At 61.8% G+C, this 18,360-nt stretch carries 15 protein-coding genes; 4 read left to right on the top strand and 11 right to left on the bottom strand.

The window, feature by feature from the left end; all coding sequences use genetic code 11:
• Positions 1-2: 2 nt before the first annotated feature.
• From UB23_RS22875 to UB23_RS22825, 11 genes are all read right to left on the bottom strand, one after another.
• Positions 3-1,139: a glycosyltransferase gene (locus tag UB23_RS22875; RefSeq protein ID WP_045061565.1), complete on the bottom strand. Its 1,137-nt coding sequence runs from the start codon at positions 1,137-1,139 to the stop codon at positions 3-5.
• Positions 1,132-2,100 (bottom strand): glycosyltransferase, encoded by a 969-nt coding sequence (locus tag UB23_RS22870; protein ID WP_045061564.1) that lies wholly within the window; start codon positions 2,098-2,100, stop codon positions 1,132-1,134. Before UB23_RS22870 ends, UB23_RS22875 begins: the two co-directional genes overlap by 8 nt.
• Complete coding sequence (locus UB23_RS22865; RefSeq protein WP_045061563.1) at positions 2,097-3,464, bottom strand: O-antigen ligase family protein; 1,368 nt, start codon at positions 3,462-3,464, stop codon at positions 2,097-2,099. The genes UB23_RS22870 and UB23_RS22865 overlap by 4 nt, the downstream gene beginning before the upstream one ends.
• Positions 3,461-4,564: a glycosyltransferase family 4 protein gene (locus UB23_RS22860; protein WP_045061573.1), complete on the bottom strand. Its 1,104-nt coding sequence runs from the start codon at positions 4,562-4,564 to the stop codon at positions 3,461-3,463. Before UB23_RS22860 ends, UB23_RS22865 begins: the two co-directional genes overlap by 4 nt.
• Complete coding sequence (locus UB23_RS22855; protein ID WP_045061562.1) at positions 4,561-6,153, bottom strand: GumC family protein; 1,593 nt, start codon at positions 6,151-6,153, stop codon at positions 4,561-4,563. The genes UB23_RS22860 and UB23_RS22855 overlap by 4 nt, the downstream gene beginning before the upstream one ends.
• Before the next feature lie 16 nt (positions 6,154-6,169).
• Positions 6,170-7,195, bottom strand: a complete 1,026-nt coding sequence (locus tag UB23_RS22850; RefSeq protein WP_045061561.1) for a polysaccharide biosynthesis/export family protein — start codon at positions 7,193-7,195, stop codon at positions 6,170-6,172.
• 22 nt (positions 7,196-7,217) lie between these two features.
• Complete coding sequence (locus UB23_RS22845; RefSeq protein WP_045061560.1) at positions 7,218-7,865, bottom strand: CpsD/CapB family tyrosine-protein kinase; 648 nt, start codon at positions 7,863-7,865, stop codon at positions 7,218-7,220.
• Positions 7,866-8,612 carry a sugar transferase gene (locus UB23_RS22840; RefSeq protein ID WP_045061559.1) on the bottom strand — a complete coding sequence of 249 codons (747 nt, stop codon included), beginning with the start codon at positions 8,610-8,612 and terminating at the stop codon, positions 7,866-7,868. It lies immediately after the preceding gene.
• A complete protein-coding gene (locus UB23_RS22835; protein ID WP_045061558.1) occupies positions 8,609-9,667 on the bottom strand; it encodes an NAD-dependent epimerase in 1,059 nt (352 codons plus the stop codon). The genes UB23_RS22840 and UB23_RS22835 overlap by 4 nt, the downstream gene beginning before the upstream one ends.
• Positions 9,664-11,016: a UDP-glucose dehydrogenase family protein gene (locus tag UB23_RS22830; RefSeq protein WP_045061557.1), complete on the bottom strand. Its 1,353-nt coding sequence runs from the start codon at positions 11,014-11,016 to the stop codon at positions 9,664-9,666. The genes UB23_RS22835 and UB23_RS22830 overlap by 4 nt, the downstream gene beginning before the upstream one ends.
• A 492-nt stretch (positions 11,017-11,508) precedes the next feature.
• On the bottom strand, positions 11,509-13,449 hold the full coding sequence (locus UB23_RS22825; protein ID WP_045061556.1) for an acyltransferase family protein: 1,941 nt from the start codon (positions 13,447-13,449) through the stop codon (positions 11,509-11,511).
• Between the two features lie 225 nt (positions 13,450-13,674).
• Here UB23_RS22825 and UB23_RS22820 point away from each other — a divergent pair, with 225 nt between their 5' ends.
• From UB23_RS22820 to UB23_RS29965, 4 genes are all read left to right on the top strand, one after another.
• On the top strand, positions 13,675-14,343 hold the full coding sequence (locus UB23_RS22820; protein ID WP_045061555.1) for an ABC transporter ATP-binding protein: 669 nt from the start codon (positions 13,675-13,677) through the stop codon (positions 14,341-14,343).
• Position 14,344: 1 nt separating this feature from the next.
• A complete protein-coding gene (locus UB23_RS22815) occupies positions 14,345-16,816 on the top strand; it encodes an ABC transporter permease (RefSeq protein ID WP_045061572.1) in 2,472 nt (823 codons plus the stop codon).
• On the top strand, positions 16,806-17,870 hold the full coding sequence (locus UB23_RS22810; protein ID WP_045061554.1) for a lipocalin-like domain-containing protein: 1,065 nt from the start codon (positions 16,806-16,808) through the stop codon (positions 17,868-17,870). The genes UB23_RS22815 and UB23_RS22810 overlap by 11 nt, the downstream gene beginning before the upstream one ends.
• Before the next feature lie 135 nt (positions 17,871-18,005).
• A complete protein-coding gene (locus tag UB23_RS29965; RefSeq protein ID WP_177328588.1) occupies positions 18,006-18,173 on the top strand; it encodes a hypothetical protein in 168 nt (55 codons plus the stop codon).
• Positions 18,174-18,360: the final 187 nt, after the last annotated feature.

The following is an 18,360-nucleotide window of genomic DNA, read 5'->3' as shown; positions in this document are numbered from 1 at the left end:
TCTCAGCGATTTTGTTCGGGGTTCCATCGTGCATAGCGTTGACCGCGCAGGAACTGCCACAGCCCGATACTCATCCCGGCAAGGGTGACCAGCAGGAAGGCGGCGAGGCGGAAGGGTTTGGGCAGGCGGTGTTGCGAGTCCAGCAGACCGGCGATAGCGATCGCGTAACAGAGCAGTTGCGCGACCAGGAACACTTGGTAGAAAGCATGCTCCTGCCACAGCCAGAAATTGCTCAGCAACAACGGCAGCAACAGGATGGGCGCCAGGCGGCGGATCAGCTTGTGGCTGATCAGCGCGATGGCGTACAGCCCGTGCTTGAACGGGTTGAGCAGTTCGCGGCGCTGGGCCAGGCTTTGCAGACCGCCGACGGTCACGCGCTGGCGCCGGCGGAATTGTTTGTCTGCCTCGTCGACGCCCTGGTCGATCACTTGGGCCTGGGGCACGTAAACGACGCGTTTGAACGCCACAGGCGCACAGGTGCTGATAAAAAAATCATCGTTGACCTCTGCCGGCACGGTCTGGAACAACTCGCGTCGCAACGCCAGTAGCGCGCCATCGGCGGAGACCATGCAGCCGGTGCGATTCTCCACCCGGCGCAACCAGCCTTCGTAATGTCGATACAGGCTGTCGCCGATGCTCAGGCCTTTGCCGGTCACCGGGATCACCATGTGCCCGGCGCAGGCGCCGACCGCAGGGTCTGTCAGCGGCGCGAGCAGGTGGCCGAGGGTGTCGGTGGCCCATTGATTGTCGGCGTCGGTAAACACCAGGATGTCACCGCTGCTCAGTGCTACCCCGGCGTTGAGGGTCGCGGCCTTACCCCCGCGGGGCAGGTCGAGCACTGTGATGCGCGGGTCGACAACCTTGCGCGCACAGGCCACGGTGTCGTCGGTAGAGCCGTCGCTGGCGAGGATGATTTGCAGCGAGCGTGGCTGGTAATCCTGGGCCAGCAGCGTGCGCAGTTTTTCCTCGATGTGCCGCGCCTCGTTGTGGGCGGCAATCACGATGCTCACGTTCATCGGTGGCGCCGGCGCCGGACGGCGCGCCGGGTACAGCGGTGCGAGCAACGTCAGCAGCACGGGATAACCCAGATAGGCGTACACCGGCAGCAGCAGGCACATCCAGAAAATGAATTCAGCCACGGGCGGGCCTCCTGGCATTCCATTGGCAAAGGCTGAGAATGAACGCGGCGCCGGCCAGGTGCAGACGCACCCAGTGCAAGCCCCAGAGTTGCACCGTCAGGCCGACGCTGCGGTGCCTGGCACTCTGGCGCAAGCTCAGCATCAGCGCCGGCAACAGTGTCAGCACAACCATCAGCAGCGCGTGATGCGGGTAGCCGTTGAGCAGTGCTGAAATGGCGAGGAAATCCACCACCCAGGCCATGATCGACAACAACGGAAAGCGTAGCAGTCGCAGGCTCATGCCGTGGGTGCGCAGCAATTGCAGATGACTGCCCTGACGCCACATTTCCTTGCCCATCCATTCCCGCCAGCTGCCTTCGTAACCCCAGTGCAGGGCCACGCTTTGGTTGGCGGTGAGCAGGCGCGCGCCGTGTTTGCCCAGGCGCAGGGTGAACTCCTTGTCTTCCCCGGTGCGCAGGTTTTCGTCGAAACCGCCGACCTTGTCGAACCAGCTGCGCTGCATCAGCAGGTTGGCACTGGGCAGCCAGTCCACCGTCTGTACGGTATGGGCGCTGGGGCGCAGCGTACGGCGCTGCCAGGCGGTCGCGTACCAGGGCGCTTCGGCGGGGGTGTGCAGGTCCAGGCCAAATACATCGGCCTGGCCGCCGGCGTCGAGTTCGATCAGCCGGGTCAGCCAGTCCTCGGGCATCTCGATGTCGGCGTCGATAAAGGCCAGCCAGTGACCGCTGGCGACGGCGGCACCACGATTGCGCAAGGCGCCGATCGCCAGGCCAGGCATCACCAGCACCTGGGCGCCGAACTGCCGTGCAATCTGCGGGCCCCGATCAGTGGAGCCATTGTCGACCACGATCAGCTCGCATTGCAGGTCGGCGGCATGCGCGGCCTTCTGCGCGGCGAGCAGCGTGCGCCCAATATGCCGCGCCTCGTTGAACATCGGGATGACGATGCTGATGCTGTTCATTTCCGAGCCTCGAACGGAGCGCTTTCTTCAGCTTTGATACGTAGCACGCTGGTCAGCGCGAGCATGATCCACAGGTACTTGTGGTTCGGCGCACTGAGGAACATCAGGAACAGTGTCAACGAGAGAAAACTCATGCTCAGGTGCGTCAGCATGTCGACCTGCTCGCTATTGCCGCGCTGCCTCCAGGCGCGACGCGCCCGCGTCAGGTTGTACATGGCCAGGCCGAGCATGCCGACAAACATCAGCCCGGCAGGAATCCCCAGCTCACTGAAAATCTCCAGGTAGGTATTGTGCGCGTGTCGGTACAGTTCTTCGGGGTTGCTGTTGAAGGCGAAGGCCTTTGAATAGCCGGTGGCTGCGTAGTGCAGCGGGAAGGTACCGGGACCGGTGCCGATCAACGGGTTCTCGGCAATCATCCCGCTGCCGACCACGATGTAGGACGCGCGGCGGCCCAGGGATGCGTCCTGGCTCCTGGCGCCGGAGCTCAGAATGCTCAAGGACTCGATGCGTTTGATGTAGCTGGCCGGCATCGCGTACAGCGCAAGCGGAATCACGATTGCCAGACCCAGCATGGCAAACCCCAGGTGCCGTGGACGGATGCGGGGCAGCAATGCCCGGTAGTGCCAGGCACCGATCAACAGGCTGATAAACAGCACCACCAGGCCCGAACGGGATTCGGTCTTGGTAATGCCGACCAACAGCAGGAGGGTGCACCCACCCCAGAACATTCGGTGCAGCATGTTCGAGCTACGCATGACCAGAAACAGCGCCAGGGGCACGGCAAAGGCGATCATCAGGGCGAAATTGTTCGGGTCTTTCAACAAGCCGGCAGCACGCCCGGCGTCCTGGTATTTAGCGGAGAACAGCGTCATGGCGCAGGTCACCGCGACGCTGAGGGTGACCAGTTTGGCAAAGGTGTTCAGATTCAGTTCGCGACCAATCAGCAAGGTGATGATAAACAGCACCAGGCCGACACTCAGGTCACGCAGATGCCCAAGCGATACGCTCATGTTGTCGCTGTTCAGCAGGCTGAGCAGGTACAACGCCATGAAGCTGAGCAGAAAGCGCCAGATATTGCTGCGCAAGCGTTCGGCCGGCAGCTGGTGCATCGCCAGTTGCAACATCAGGATCAGCACCAGCGAGGCACCCAGGATTTTCGAACCGGGAAAGGCGCTGTCCTTGAACAGGCCCTCGAACGGCAGGATGGCGGCGATGCCCAGCAGGCCCCAGGTCGGCTTGCGGTACAGGACCGCGACGCCGACCAGGCCCAGGACCACCCCCGGCGCCAGGAAAGGAAAAGGGCTGGCCAGCAAACCAAGGCAGACCAGGGCGAGCAAACTGACGATCGAGAGCGGAACAATCACGCGCGTGCCTCCCGTGCAGTACGGATATAAAGCTGCGACCAGCGTTCGGCCAGGGCCTTGAGGTCATAGCGATCCTGTTGCGTACGTCTTGCGTTGTCGATCAGTTCGCCGGTGAGTGCCGGCTCGGACAGCAACGTACCGATCTGGCGGGCGAGGGCGCTGCTGTCGGCCGGCGTTGCCAGCAAACCGTTGTGTCGGTCCTGCAGCACGTCGGGAATCCCGCCGACCGCGAACGCCACCACCGGCACCCCGGCCTGCATCGCCTCCAGCAGAATCATCGGCGTGCCCTCGGTGCGCGAGCTGATCACCAGCGCATCAAGTTGTCGCCACCACTGGCCCATGTCCGTCTGGTAACCGGGCAAGCGGATGCGCTCCTGCAAACCCGCTGCGTCGATGCGTGCCAGCAGTTCCTCGCGTTCCGGGCCGTCGCCGAGCATCACGGCGTCCAGGTGCGGGTATTGCTGACAGAGCGGCATCAGAGCATCGAGAAACAGGTCCGGACCTTTTTCACTGCTCAGCCGCCCAACGTAACCGGCGAGAAAGCGCTGCCGGTCGGTACTGGGGAGCAACTGGCCGGTGGCGGCTGGCAAACCGTTGGGAATCACCTGCAGCTTCATCCTCCCGACCCTGGCTTGCCGGTGCAACACGGCGATGCTTTCGGCGACGCAAACCACGCGATCCACCGAAGCCGTGCGGCACAATTGCAGGCTGAGCCAGGTGTAGAACTTCTGCTTGCGACTGCGCGGAGTAAAGCCGTGCTGAGTGATCACCAGCGGCAGGCGCAACAGCGTCGCGCCAACCCAGCCGAACAACAGGCCCTTGAAGTTATGGGTGTTGATCAGCGGCCGCTCGCGGCGGCGCTGGCGCAGGTGCCTGAGCAAGGCCCTGAGCCCCGCGCAACTGCGGCAGTCGACGCCGGCTTCGCGAAACCGCGCGATCAGCTCCGGCGGCGCATCCAGAAACAGCACCTGGTGCTGCCCGGGTGTTGCCAGGCAGTGATCGAGCAACATCCGCTCAGCCCCATAGAAGCCACCGCTGCTGAGCAAATGAATGATCGGCAGGGTGCTTGCAGGTGCAGTCTGGCTGAGCGGCGCGTTCAATTGCGCACCCAATGCGCGAAGCGCGGCACGGTCCAGTTCTTGTGCGGGTTGATCGGCTCGACGTTCTGATCGTTGATCACCAGCAGCACTGGCAAGCCCAGTTCGTGGGAGATTTGCGCTGGATGCTTGAAGCGGTGATCGAAGAACTCACGTACGTAGACGAAGGCGATCGCCAGCAGCAAACCGGTGAGCAGGCCCAATGGGATGATCACCATCGGTTTGGGAAATGCGGCTTCCGTCGGCTCGAACGGTGGGCTGAGAATCCGTGCGTTGGACAGGTCGTTGTCCAGCGAGCGGGCGGTGCTGCTTTCAGCAAAACGCTGGGCGTAGGTGGAGAACGCGGCGTGCAATGCCTCGATCTCGGTGTCCATCTGGCGCAGCTTGCTCTGGGTTTCCTGCAACTGGTGAATGCGGTTCTTGAACTGGGCAATGCGCGCGGTTTTCTGGTCGATCACCGAGCCGATCACGGCCAGGTCGGCGGTGCGTTCCTGAATGCGGTTGTTCACCACTTTGAGGAACTGCCCGCGAGTCCGGGTGATCTGTTCGCGCTGCAGCAACATGGGTTCGCTGCCAGGCTGGAACACCGACAGGTCATTCATGTAACGGCTGACCTGGCTGATCAGCAATTCGCCGAGTTGCTTGACCTCGCGATCCTCGAACGCCACGTTGTCGGTGGTGGTGGTAAAGGTGTAGGGGAAGGAGTAGTCGTTGAGTTTGGCGTCCTTGGCCGCAGCCAGGCTGGTTTTCAGGTAGTCGAGCCAGCGTTTGCTTTGCAGCAGGCGATCCTGGTAGAGGTTGAGTGCCTGCTCCTCGGTGTTGATGGCGTTCAGGCGGAAAGTGATTTCCTCCCGAGGATCCGCCGAGCCGACGCCTTCAAGCAGGGCGAGCCGGTTGCCTTCCAGGCCGTCGAGACGCACCTGGTACTGCATTTTCTTGGTTTCGTAAAAGCTCTGAGGCAGGTCGATCGATTGCAGAGCCTGACGGCTGACCAGGTAGTTCTGCAGCAGGGCGGCAACGAACTTGGTGCCCTGGGCCGGGTCGGGAAAGCTGTAGACGATCGAGATCACGTTGGAACCGGGCAGGGTCTCGACCTTCAGGTCGTTCATGGCTTGCTGCGTCAGAGCATCCAGTTCGGTGTCCCGTACCGGGTCGGTTTCCAGGCCCAGTGCATTGCGCACAGGATTGATCAGGTGTTCGCGAATGGGCGTGGTGACGTAGTCCTTGAATGGCTGCGCTACCAGTTTGGTGAACGGGCTCACCGGCGGCGTGTACTCGCTGTTCTCGCGCATCTGGCTGAGCGTTTCGCGAATCAGTCCCGGCGAACGCAGGATATTGCTCTCGGTTTCCATGTCTGCCAGCGATGGCGGAATGAACGAAGCGTTCTCCTGGTTGAGGGAGGTGGTGGCATCTCCCTGGGAGAGTTTTTTGGACTGCACGATCACTTGGGCGGTGATATCGAAGCTCTGCTTGAGCATCAGCGGCAAGATCAGTGCGATCACTGCAAAGATCAGGAAAACTCGTTTCACCAACTGCTTGTTGGCGAAAAAGATCCTGAAGAACTCGTGCAGGTAGTTTTCTTTTGGATTCATGACGGTCACCTGAGAGTTAGTTGTCGCTGCCTTTGTTGTCGACGCGGTAGCTGAAGCTCATGCCCACGCCCTGGAACAGCACCACGTCCGCCAGTTGCCGGGCGAGTTCGCCGGCGCTGGCCAGTTTGGTCTTGGGCACGTACAGCATGTCGTCAGGCTGCAGGTAGGCGATCTGCGTGGCATCGCCGGACAGCGCCTTCTCCACGTCATAACGATGGGCAGTGACCTGGTTGCCGTTGCGCCGCATGATCATTACCGAGTCCAGGCGCGCCTTGACGTTGGAGCCGCGGGCCATGGTCAGGGCTTCGAGCACCGACACCGGACGGCGAATCGGGTAGGAGCCCGGCTGGCCGACTTCGCCCAGTACGTAGATCTCGTTGCCGGCGGTGGACTTGAGCAGCACGTCCACGGTCATGCGTCCCGGCAGGGTGGCGTAGCGTTTATTGAGGAAGGTTTCCAGCTGGTTGACCGTCATGCCCTGCAGCGGTACGGCGCCGATTTCCGGAAAGCTGGCGTAGCCGTCGGTGCCGACGATGATCTCGCGGCTCATGCCCGTATTGGGGTGGTTGAGTGTCGACTTGAGGTTCTGCTCGTTGGTCAGCGGGCTGACCACATTGAGCGACAGCGTATTGCGATTGGGCTGGAACAGCTGCTTGCGCTCATACGCACGCTGGATTTCCACGCGGGCCTGTTCGCGGGTCAGGCCTTCGACTTTCACCGAAGTATTGGCCCCCGGGAGCTCGATGGTGCCGTCGGGCAGTACCAGCTGGTTACCGTTGAGCTGGCTGGCCGCGGTGAAATTCAGCGCAACCATGTCGCCCGATTGCACCCGGTAGGCGTCAGAGCCACTGGTGCTGACGTGGAAGATCACGTCCAGGACATCCTGGGGCCGCAGGGTCTGCTCGACCTGGGGCACGTCAGTGGCCTGGGCATTGGTCGGTGCAGCCGTAAGAATCTGCACCGGCATCGACTGGGTTTCTTGGGAGGTGCTGGAGCAACCTGCAAGCGGCAGCAACAGCAGGACAAGCATTCTGGCGTTCATGTCGTCATCCTTTGGCGTTCGCTCACAGGTTTTTGTAGAGCCATTTAGGCATGTAGTACTTGCGTCGATTGAACACGCTGCCCACCAGTTTTGCCCCGGCCTGGGTCAGGCGCTGGACAGCGGCCTGGGCCACTTCCCAACGCGTGTCTTCGGCGCGCACGACCATGATCACGCCGTCCACCTGGGTGCTGATGACCAGGGTGTCGGCGGCTGAGTACACCGCGTCGCCGTCGATCACGACAAAGCGGTAGCGGCTGCCCAACTGGTCCAGCAACGGGCTCAGGGTTTCAGGGGTCAGGTGTTCGTCGCCCCGGGCATAACGTCCGTTGGGCAGCACGTGGAAGGGCAGGCTGGAGACGTCCACCACACAGTCCTGCAGCAAGGGCGGGCTCTGGGTGTTGAACAACAGGTCGCGAAAGCCGCGCTCTTTGGTCAGCCCAAGCTGTTGGGTGAGGTTGCTGGTGGACTGGCTGGCGTCGACCAGCAACACCTGGCCGCTGCTCATTTGGGCCAGTTGACTGGCCAGCACCAGGGCGCTGGTGGTCGTGCCCGCGCCGGGGTTGGCGGCGGTCAGGAAGAGGATCCGCAGATCTTGATCGAGCACAGTCGAAGTCAGGTTGGACTCGCTCGGGTTCGCGATTGTCAGGCTTTTTGCAGTTGAACCGTCCATTTAACTCGCTCCGTGGCCGCTGAATACTTTGAAGGGGGTTTTCAACAGGATCTTCAGATCAAGCAGCAGGCTCTGCTCGGCGATATAGCTGAGGTCCAACTCAACGCGCTGGTCGAAGTCGATATTGCTGCGCCCGGAGATCTGCCACAGGCCGGTCATGCCGGGGTAAATGCTCAGGCGCGCAAGATGATTGTCTTTGTAGCGGTAGGCATTGAACGAGGTGGGCCGAGGGCCCACCAGGCGCATGTCGCCGGCCACCACGTTGAACAGGTTGGGCAATTCGTCGAGGCTGCTGCGCCGCAGGAAGCCACCGATGCTGGTGATGCGGGGGTCCTTGTCGATCTTGAAATCGATCGCATCGGCACCGTGTTTGTTGAGGTGACGCAGGGATTCCTTGAGCTCCTCGGCGTTGGCAACCATGGTGCGGAACTTGTACATGCCGAACGTGCGACCGCGGTAGCCGGTGCGTTTTTGCACGAACATCACCGGCCCCGGGCTGCTGAACTTGATCACCAGCGCCAGGCCCAGCAGCAACGGCGAGATCAGCACCAGGATGATCAACGCCCCCAGGCAAGCCAGTACCCGGTTGGTGCGCGATAACGTCCAGGGGCGACCACCATCGCGACCAGTGATCCAGCCACGGCCCTGCATGTGGATGGCGGCATCCATGCGGATGCGGTGTTCGGGGTCCAGCCGCTTGTCTCGCCTCAATTGTTTGAGAGGTACACCTTTCTCATGTCCAGTCATGGAATCCTCCGCTGAAGTTCAGCCGCGAACGGCGCGTGGGCGATAGGCAGTGGGTAGTAGTCGCGAAACCAGGCAACGAAGCGCCCAAGTCCCTCATCCAGCGCGATCCGTGGCTGGAAACCGGTGGCCTGGGCCAGGTCGCTGGCATCGGCACAGGTATTGAGCACATCGCCGGGTTGCAGGGGCAGCAACTCGACCACGGCTGTTTGTCCGAGGTGTTTTTCCAGCAGCGCCAGGTAAGCCTTGAGCTCGACCGGGTGTTGCCCGCCGATATTTAAAATGCGCCACGGCGCCATGCTGCTGGCCGGGTCCGGGGTTTCCCGGTCCCATTCAGGGTTGGCCTGCGGTGGCCGCTCAATCAGGCGGGTGATGCTTTCGATGATGTCGTCGATGTAAGTGAAATCACGCTGGTGCTCGCCGTAGTTGAACAGCTTCAACGGCTGGCCTTCGGCAATCGCCCGGGCGAACTGGATCGGCGACATGTCCGGGCGGCCCCAGGGACCGTACACGGTAAAAAAGCGCAGCCCGGTGCAGGGGATGCCGAACAGATGGCTGTAGCTGTGGGCCATCAGTTCGTTGGCTTTCTTGGTCGCGGCGTACAGCGACAGCGGGTGATTGACGCCGTCCCTGACCGAGTAGGGCGTGTGCTGGTTGGCGCCATACACTGAACTGGACGAGGCGTAGATCAGGTGCTGGACCGGGTGGCGCCGGCAGCTTTCGAGTATGTTCAGGAAACCACTGAGGTTGCTGTCCAGGTAGGCCCTTGGATTTTCCAGTGAGTAACGCACGCCGGCCTGGGCGGCCAGGTGAATCACTGCCTGGGGTTTTTCACGGGCGAACAGCGCCTCGATGGCCGCGGCATCGGCCAGGTCGACTCTTTCGAGCTGGAAACGGCCGACCTGCTCCTGCACCCAGGACACTCGATCGTGTTTGAGTTGCGGCTCGTAGTAGTCGTTGAAATTATCCAGCCCGCACACTTGATGCCCGTCGCGCAGTAGCCGCAACACACAATGGGCACCAATGAAGCCGGCGGCTCCGGTCACGAGAATCTTCATGGACGCAGCGCCTCGGGCACGATGTGACGCAAGCCGATGCCGCTGTAGTGCAGGCCGGCGGCCGCCACGTGCTCGGGGTTATAGAGGTTGCGCCCGTCGACGATCACCCGCGAACGCAACTTGCTGGCTAGCAGCTCGAAGTCGACCACGCGAAAATTCTTCCACTCGGTGCAGATCACCAGGGCGTCGGCGTCTTCCAGGGTGTCATCGCGCGTAGCGCACAGGTGCAGGTCGTTGCGATAGCCGTAGAGGCGACGGCATTCGGACATGGCTTCCGGGTCGTACGCCTGCACGCTGGCGCCCTCGGCCCACAAGGCTTCCATCAGATAGCGGCTGGGGGCTTCGCGCATGTCGTCGGTATTGGGTTTGAACGCCAGGCCCCAGATCGCAATGGACTTGCCGGCCAGGCCTTCGGGGAATCGCGCTTTGAGTTTGCCGAAGAGGATGTGACGCTGGCTGTCGTTGACGTCGGTCACGCTGCGCAGCAGGCGCAATGGCATGCCGTTGTGTTCGGCGGTGTGCAGCAGGGCGCGCAGGTCCTTGGGAAAGCATGAGCCACCGAAGCCGCAGCCCGGGTAGATAAAGTGATAACCGATGCGCGGGTCCGAGCCAATGCCCTTGCGCACCGCTTCGATGTCGGCGCCCAGCAGTTCGGTGAGATTGGCCAGTTCGTTCATGAAGCTGATGCGAGTGGCGAGCATCGCATTGGCCGCGTATTTGGTCAGCTCGGCACTGCGATTGTCCATAAACATGATTTTTTCATGGTTACGACAGAAGGGGGCGTAGAGCTCGCTCAGCTGCTCGCGGGCCTGCTCGTCGTCGGTGCCGACGATAATTCGGTCCGGGCGCATGCAGTCGGCCAGCGCGCTGCCCTCCTTGAGAAACTCCGGGTTGGACACCACCCGTACCTTAAACATTGTCCTTTCCCGGCGTCTCAATTCTTCGCTGGCGGCGGCGACCACCTGATCCGCCGTGCCGACCGGTACGGTGGACTTGATGATCAACGTGCGATCGGCCTCCATGAAACTGGCGATCTGACGGGCCACGTTGAGCACATGGCTGAGGTCGGCGGAACCGTCCTCATCGGCGGGCGTGCCCACGGCGATGAAGATGAGCTCGGCGTGTTCCACTGCATCGCTGGCCTGGGTGGTGAACAGCAAACGACCGGCCTTGATGTTCTCTTCCAGCGTGCCGGAGAGTCCTGGTTCACTGATCGGCGGTACCGCTTGTTGCAGCTGCTTGATCTTGTTCGGATCAATGTCGACGCACAGGACGCGATGTCCGACATCGGCCAGTGCCGCTGCTTGTATCAGGCCAACGTAGCCCGTACCAAATACGCTCACGTCCATTTTGGCGTGCCTCGTAAGACGGTGGAGAGGATCAGAATTAGACTGTCAAAATGGGTATAGCCCAGCCGTGGAAATCCGTGTCAGCAAAATGACGTGTTGCATCGGCAAGACAAACCCCAAGGCTGGGGGCGATATGCCATCAAGTGCTTGTCGCAGCTGCGTTTGCCCCGGTTTTGAGGGGTTTGAGGGCTGTTCAAAGAAAACGATAGACGGTCGCTGGGCGATTCTGGGGAGGATTTGGACGCTTCAGGTGTGTCAGATTTGAGTCAACTTTTTTTTGACGCTTTGTAAAAAAGTCCGACATTTCTTGCGCAAAAATGGCTATGTGCCAGCGCCAAGAAATAGCCGACAAACTATTGGCAATCTGCGTTGCCGGGCGGCAACTCTTCGGGGAGAAAGCTTGCGGTTATTCGAGGTGATTCGCGCGAACAATCACCGCGCGGATACTGCATCTACCCTCATGCCAAGGCGCGTTAGGTAGCGAGCAGCGCTTCAGTTCATCACTGCGGACGACCCCTTGATCATCTCCGTGCGTGCAGTGCGCACCGGATCATGCAGCAGCGAATATCCGCGCTCCAGCAGCGTGCGGCCGATTAATCGCGAACCGCCCTCATTCAGGTGCGAATCGTCCAGATACAACAACTGCCCTTGAATGATCGGGCTGCAAACCCCCGCCGGGCATATCACCTGATTGGGGTCGATAAAGCGCACTTGGGGAAATTTCGCCCGCACGTCCGCCCAATACGGTGCGAGCGCGCTCTGGGCTACCGAACAATCGCGCTCGGAGCCAAACATCAAGCGCCTGATCGGGCAACTGGCGGCCTTTTCGATGTGCTGGTTGCTCAGGATCACGATGACCTGGCCGCTGCTCTCCACCACCCGCCGAATGCTCGCCTCAACGATATCCCTGGCATCGGCTTCCTTGGGCCAGATCGCCGCCAACACCACATAAGGGTATTTGTTCTGCTCGATCAGGCTGAACACTCGCTCGTTGCGTTTCGCGCAGTGGGCGGCGTACACCGGGGACATATCGGCGTCGTAGCCGGGGATCGGCGGGCACGAGTCCATGGTGTAATCCATGATCGATAGATTGTCGGGTCTGGCCAGCAGATCGACCATTCCCGTGAAGTGATTGGCAAACGAGTCGCCGATCATGATGCCGTCCAACCTCTCTTTTTTCGCGCCCAGGCGGCATGAATCATCAGGCCCTGTGCTGTACAGCGCATTGGTGACATGACAGCCGCGACGAATTTCGTTGGGCCTGTTCTGGGTCATCGCTTCCAGCGCTGAAACCTGGGGACCAAAACGTTGCGGGAAACCGTTGAAAACGACGCTCAGCACTGCAATGGCAGCCAGTCCCAGGGCCGGGAGCGCAAATCGGCGAACGAACACCCGGGAAAAATGCCAGCTCGCGCCGGCGCGCCGGAAGGGCACCTCGACATAACGCCAGGACAACCACGACAGCCCGATCGACACCGCGATCAGCAGCGCACCGACGGGTATGTCGACCGGGATTTCCAGATAATTGAGGTAGGCAATCAGTGGCCAGTGCCACAGATACAGCGAATAGGAAATTAGCCCGATAAACACCATTGGCCGGCAGGTCAGCAATCGCGAGTGCCTGTCGCCGCTGCCCGCGAGAATCAACAGCGCTGCACCCAGGCAAGGGATCAAGGCGTTAAGTCCGGGAAAGGTCGATTTCGCGTTCAAGGCAAATAGCGCGAAACCGATCAGCAGGTAGCCCGCCAGCGCCAGGGCATGAGCGGTCAGTTTGCCCATGATACGGGGCTGCTGCAGGTAGATCCCCAACACCCCGCCCAGCATCAGCTCGAAAAAACGCGTCGGCAGCAGGTAGTAGGCAGCCGTGGCGAAGACGCCCGTCGCGTATTCGGAAACGGCCACTGCGAGTACCACGCCGATCCCCAGGATCGGCAGGACGTAACGCGGTGCCAGGCGATAAACCAGCACGATGAACAGCGGCCAGATGACGTAGAACTGCTCTTCGATGCCCAGCGACCAGGTATGCAGAAGAGGTGCCTCGCCGGCATCGGCGGCGAAGTAGTTGCCGTACTTGATCCAGATATAGATGTTGGAAACGCCCAGCAGGGACAGCAGGGCGCTGACGTTGAGCCGCATCAGGTCGACCGGGGACAGGATAAAGGCGCCAACGATCACCGTCGCCAGCAACACCGTGGCCAGCGCCGGGACGATGCGATTGATGCGTCGCTGATAGAAGCCCTTGAGCGAGAACGCGTTGCGCTTGACCTCGGAATACACCTGGGAAGTGATCAGGAAACCGGAGATCACAAAAAATACATCCACTCCCACAAAACCGCCTGGCAGCAGGCTGGTATTGAGGTGGTGCAGCAATACCGCGATCACCGCTACAGCTCGCAGACCATCGATGTCCGAGCGGTATTTGCCTTCAGCCATGCGCCTGACCATCCCTAAAGCTTTCGCCAGCCAGCCAAGTCCGACCCATGACAACCACAGTCAAGATTTTGGACAGTTAAACCCACATGTCATTTGTAGCTGGGAATTGGCTGGACGCAAATCGCCGTCAGTCGCCGCAGGCGCCCGGCACCCGGGCAATCGTGATCGGACAAAAGTCCTGCCAGGCCGCTATCCTTGGCCGACGCTCACCGAACGGGTCGACCCATGCTTGAAGTCCACGCAGTGTTCAAAAGCTACGCCACGCCGCAAGGGCCCTTGCCGGTGCTGCAAGGCGTCGACCTGATGTTGAAACCTGGCAGCAGCCTGGCCTTGATGGGCGAATCCGGCAGCGGCAAGAGTACTTTGCTGCACCTGATCGCCGGGCTGGACAAGGTGGATCACGGCACCATCACCAGCGGCGAGTATCGGCTGGACCAGATGAACGAACGACAACTGGCTAACTGGCGCCGCAGTGAAATCGGCCTGGTGTTCCAGCAGTTCAACCTGATCGGCAGCCTGCGCGTGGAGGATAACCTGGCATTTCAGGCGCGCCTGGCAGGGCGCCATGATCCGCAGTGGCAAGCGCACCTGGTGCAGCGCCTGGGGTTGGCGGATCTGCTGCGCCGCTATCCGGAACAACTCTCCGGAGGACAACAGCAGCGAGTTGCCCTGGGACGCGCGCTGGCGTCCAGACCCAAATTGCTGCTCGCCGATGAACCCACCGGCAGTCTCGATGAGGGCACCAGCGATGAGGTATTGAAGCTGCTGCTGGAACTGCTCGACGACAGCCCCACGACCTTGCTGATGGTCACCCACAGCCCTCGGGTCGCGGCGCGCCTCGCCGACAAAGTGGTGCTGCACCGTGGTCGCCTGGCTGGCGCGGACGGGCGCTGAGGTGCGGGTTTTCTACCAGGCATTACGCGCGCTGCTGAGCCACTGGCGGCAACACCCGGTGCAATTTTTCAGCGTGCTGACCGGGCTGTGGCTTGCCACCAGCCTGCTCACGGGCGTACAGGCCTTGAACAGCCAGGCACGGGACAGTTACGCCCGGGCCAGCGAGCTGATCGGGGGCGAACCCCAGGCCAGTCTCAGTGCACCGGGCGGGGGAACATTTTCCCAGCAACTGTTTGTGGACCTGCGGCGTGCTGGTTGGCCGGTTTCGCCGGTGCTGCAGGGACGGGTGACGCTCAAGGGACTGGAACAACAGCGACTGCAACTGATGGGCATTGAACCGGTGTCGCTGCCGGCAGGTTCTGCGGTGGCCGGGCGGGCACTGGCGATCGAGCAGATCGTCGAGTTTTTTACGCCCCCGGGCAGCACCTGGGTCGCACCGCAAACGTTGCGGGCCATGGGGTTGCATGAGGGCGAACGGCCGGTCAGTGCCAACGGCCAGACCTTGCCACCGCTGCATGCCCAGGCCGACATGGCGCCTGGCGTACTGCTGGTGGACATCGGCTTTGCCCAGCAGATTCTCGACCAGCCCGGTCAAGTGTCGCGCCTGCTGTTGCCCAAGGATTTCAGCGCGCCGCTGCCGGACCGGTTCAGCGCTGTGCTGCAACTCACGCGCAGTGGTGAAGAAAACAATCTGGCGCGCCTGACCGAAAGCTTTCACCTGAACCTCGATGCCTTGGGTTTTCTTTCATTCGTGGTCGGCCTGTTCATCGTCCATGCGGCCATCGGCCTGGCCCTGGAGCAACGCCGTGGTCTGCTGCGGACCTTGCGTGCCTGCGGCGTCAGCGCGCGGATGTTGATCGCTTGCCTGGTCGTCGAGCTGGGCGCTTTGGCGCTGGTCGGTGGAGTGGCCGGGGTCGCCAGCGGCTATCTGTTGGCGAGTGTGCTGTTGCCGGATGTCGCTGCCAGCTTGCGGGGCCTGTATGGCGCCGAAGTCGCCGGGCAACTGAACCTGAGCCCGTGGTGGTGGTTGAGTGGCATCGGCTTGAGCCTGCTCGGGGCGTTGCTGGCCGGTACCCATAGTCTGTTGCGGGCGGCGCGCCTGCCCTTGCTGGCGCTGGCCGATCCCCAGGCCTGGCACCAGGCCCACGCGCGCTGGCTGCGCCGCCAGGGCTGGGTCGCAGCGCTGGCAGCGGTGATCGCGCTGTTGGCATTGTTCCTCGGCAATAGCCTGGCCAGCGGCTTTGTGTTGCTGGCTGCGTTGTTGCTTGGTGCCGCGCTGGCGCTGCCGGTGGTGCTCAATCTGGTGTTGAACGCAGTATTGCAGCGCAGCTGCTCGGTGCTTGGCCAATGGTTCGTCGCTGATTGCCGCCAGCAGTTGCCGGCGTTGAGCCTGGCACTGATGGCGCTGCTGCTGGCGCTGGCCGCGAATATTGGCGCCGGGAGCATGACCGGCGGTTTTCGCGAGACCTTCAGTCACTGGCTGGAACAACGCCTGAGCGCCGAGCTGTACCTCAACCCACAGAGCCCGGCGCAGTCGGTCGAGTTGTACGCCTGGCTCAAACAGCAACCGCAGGTCGAGGCGGTGCTGCCCAACTGGCAGGTGTCGACGCAACTGCAAGGTTGGCCCACGGACGTCTTTGGCGTGATCGACCACCCAACCTATCGCCAGCACTGGCCGCTGCTGGAGGCCCAGGGTGACGACCCATGGAAGCGCCTGGCGAGCGACGATAGCGTGATGCTGAGCGAACAGCTGGCCCGCCGGTTGAAGGTCCGGCTGGGGGATTCGCTGCCAATGACCACGTCCGGTGGAACCTGGTCGCCGCAGATCGTCGGCATCTATGCCGACTACGGCAATCCCAAAGGCCACGTACTGGTCAATGAGCGACACCTGCTGCGACATTGGCCACAGCTGACGCCCAATCGATTCAACCTGCGAATCGATCCGGCCTCGATTCCGTCTTTCCTCACCACGCTGCAGGCGCGCTTTGCCCTGGATGACAATCGGATCGTCGATCAGGCGCGGCTCAAGGACTGGTCCTCACAGGTGTTCGAGCGCACCTTTGCCGCGACCGCCGCGCTGAACAGCCTGACCCTGGCGGTTGCCGGCGTCGCTTTGTTCATCAGCCTGCTGACCCAGAGCCAGAGTCGCCTGGGGCAACTGGCGCCGCTCTGGGCGCTGGGGGTGACACGGCGCCAGCTGATGCTGCTCAACCTGGGCCAGACCTGGCTGCTGGCGGTGCTGACTCTGATCCTGGCATTGCCGCTGGGCATCGCCCTGGCCTGGTGCCTGGACGCCGTGATCAATGTCCAGGCGTTCGGCTGGCGCCTGCCGCTGCGGGTGTTTCCTTGGCAGCTGTTGCAACTGATGGGGCTGGCCCTGCTGGCGACACTGCTGGCGTCGGCCTGGCCGCTGTACTCGTTGTATCGCACGCAACCGGCGGATCTGCTGAGGACCTTTGCTCATGAGGATTAAGCTCGCAGTGCTGCTGATGATCCTGCTCAGTGGCTGTGATCAGCCGGCGCCGGTCGGAAAAGGTTTTGCCGGTCTGGGCACTGCAGCGTCGTCATTTACCCCTGTCGTTCCAGGGCGGCTGTTCAGCTTTCCGGCTGATCACGGCCCCCATGATGGTTTTCGCATCGAATGGTGGTACGTGACCGCCAACCTCAAGGACGCCCAGGGCCGCGAGTTCGGGGTGCAATGGACCTTGTTCCGCAGCGCGCTGCAGGCCGGGCCGCCAGCGGCGGGCTGGGCCAGCCAGGTGATCTGGCTGGGGCACGCGGCAGTGACCTCGGCCACCGCGCACCACGCCGCCGAGCGTTATGCCCGGGGAGGGGTGGCGCAGGCGGGCGTCGCACTGGCGCCGTTCAATGCGTGGATCGATGACTGGCACTTCAGCAGCCAGGGGCGCGATGCGCTGGCCGACCTGCAACTCAGCGCTCGGGACAAGCACTTCAGCTACAACCTGCGGCTGACGTCCACACGCCCGTTGGTATTGCAGGGCGATCAGGGTTTCAGCCAAAAATCGGAACAGGGCCAAGCGTCGTACTACTACAGCCAGCCGTTTTTCCAGGCCAGCGGCGAACTGGAGATCGATGGTACCCGCTATCAGGTCAGCGGCCCGGCGTGGCTCGATCGGGAATGGAGTAGCCAGCCACTGACCGCCAGCCAGACGGGCTGGGACTGGTTCTCCCTGCACCTGGACAGTGGCGAGCAGGTGATGCTCTATCGCATGCAGCAAAAGGACGGCGAGCCTTACCTGACCGGTACCTGGATCGATGCGCAGGGCCACACCCAGGCGTTGCACGCCAGCGAGATCAGCCTGGCGCCCGAGGGCACAGCGAAAGTGGCCGGTCGCACCATGCCCGTCAGCTGGTCGATCAGGATTCCGGGCAAGCAACTCGACATCCGCCTCCGTGCGCTGAACCCGAATGCCTGGATGGATTTGCGCATTCCCTACTGGGAAGGACCGGTGCGCCTGAGCGGGAGCCACGCCGGCCAGGGCTACCTGGAAATGACCGGGTATTAGCCGCGCAAACGGCTTGGAACTCCAACCCGCCTGCGGCTCTCTACCGTACGAACCCCTGCCGGGAACGCCGCAATTTGATGACTGCGGTGAGCGTGGCCGGGACAGTCGACGATCCTGAGCCTGAGGAGGCCAGCAATGAAACCGGTAACCGAGACGGAACACCCTGACGAGCCCCGGCCACCCGGGGAAGTCGAGCGCGATAATGATGCGTTGCGGCCCACTGACCCCAATCGCCGCAAGGAACAGGGCAAAGGCACCGACAGCGGGGAATCGACTGCGCAGGAGACGGCTGACAATCCCTGATGATTATTCAAACATAACTTTCACACAGTTTGTGACAGTAAGTTTATTGGTCGGACCGGTGAATTCGAAAATTTGTTTGCATGATATTTAAAGTGACATCCTGTTAAATATCATGTCGATAAATTTCATGTTGGGTTCGGCGATTTATCTTCAAACCTATATTAAAATAGTGTTCGTTCGCCAAGTG

Origin of the sequence: Pseudomonas sp. ES3-33, assembly GCF_000952175.1 — a bacterium.
GTDB classification, from domain to species: domain Bacteria; phylum Pseudomonadota; class Gammaproteobacteria; order Pseudomonadales; family Pseudomonadaceae; genus Aquipseudomonas; species Aquipseudomonas gregormendelii.
Note: the sequence above shows the minus strand (reverse complement) of the source record. Positions and strands in the feature narration are given on the sequence as shown.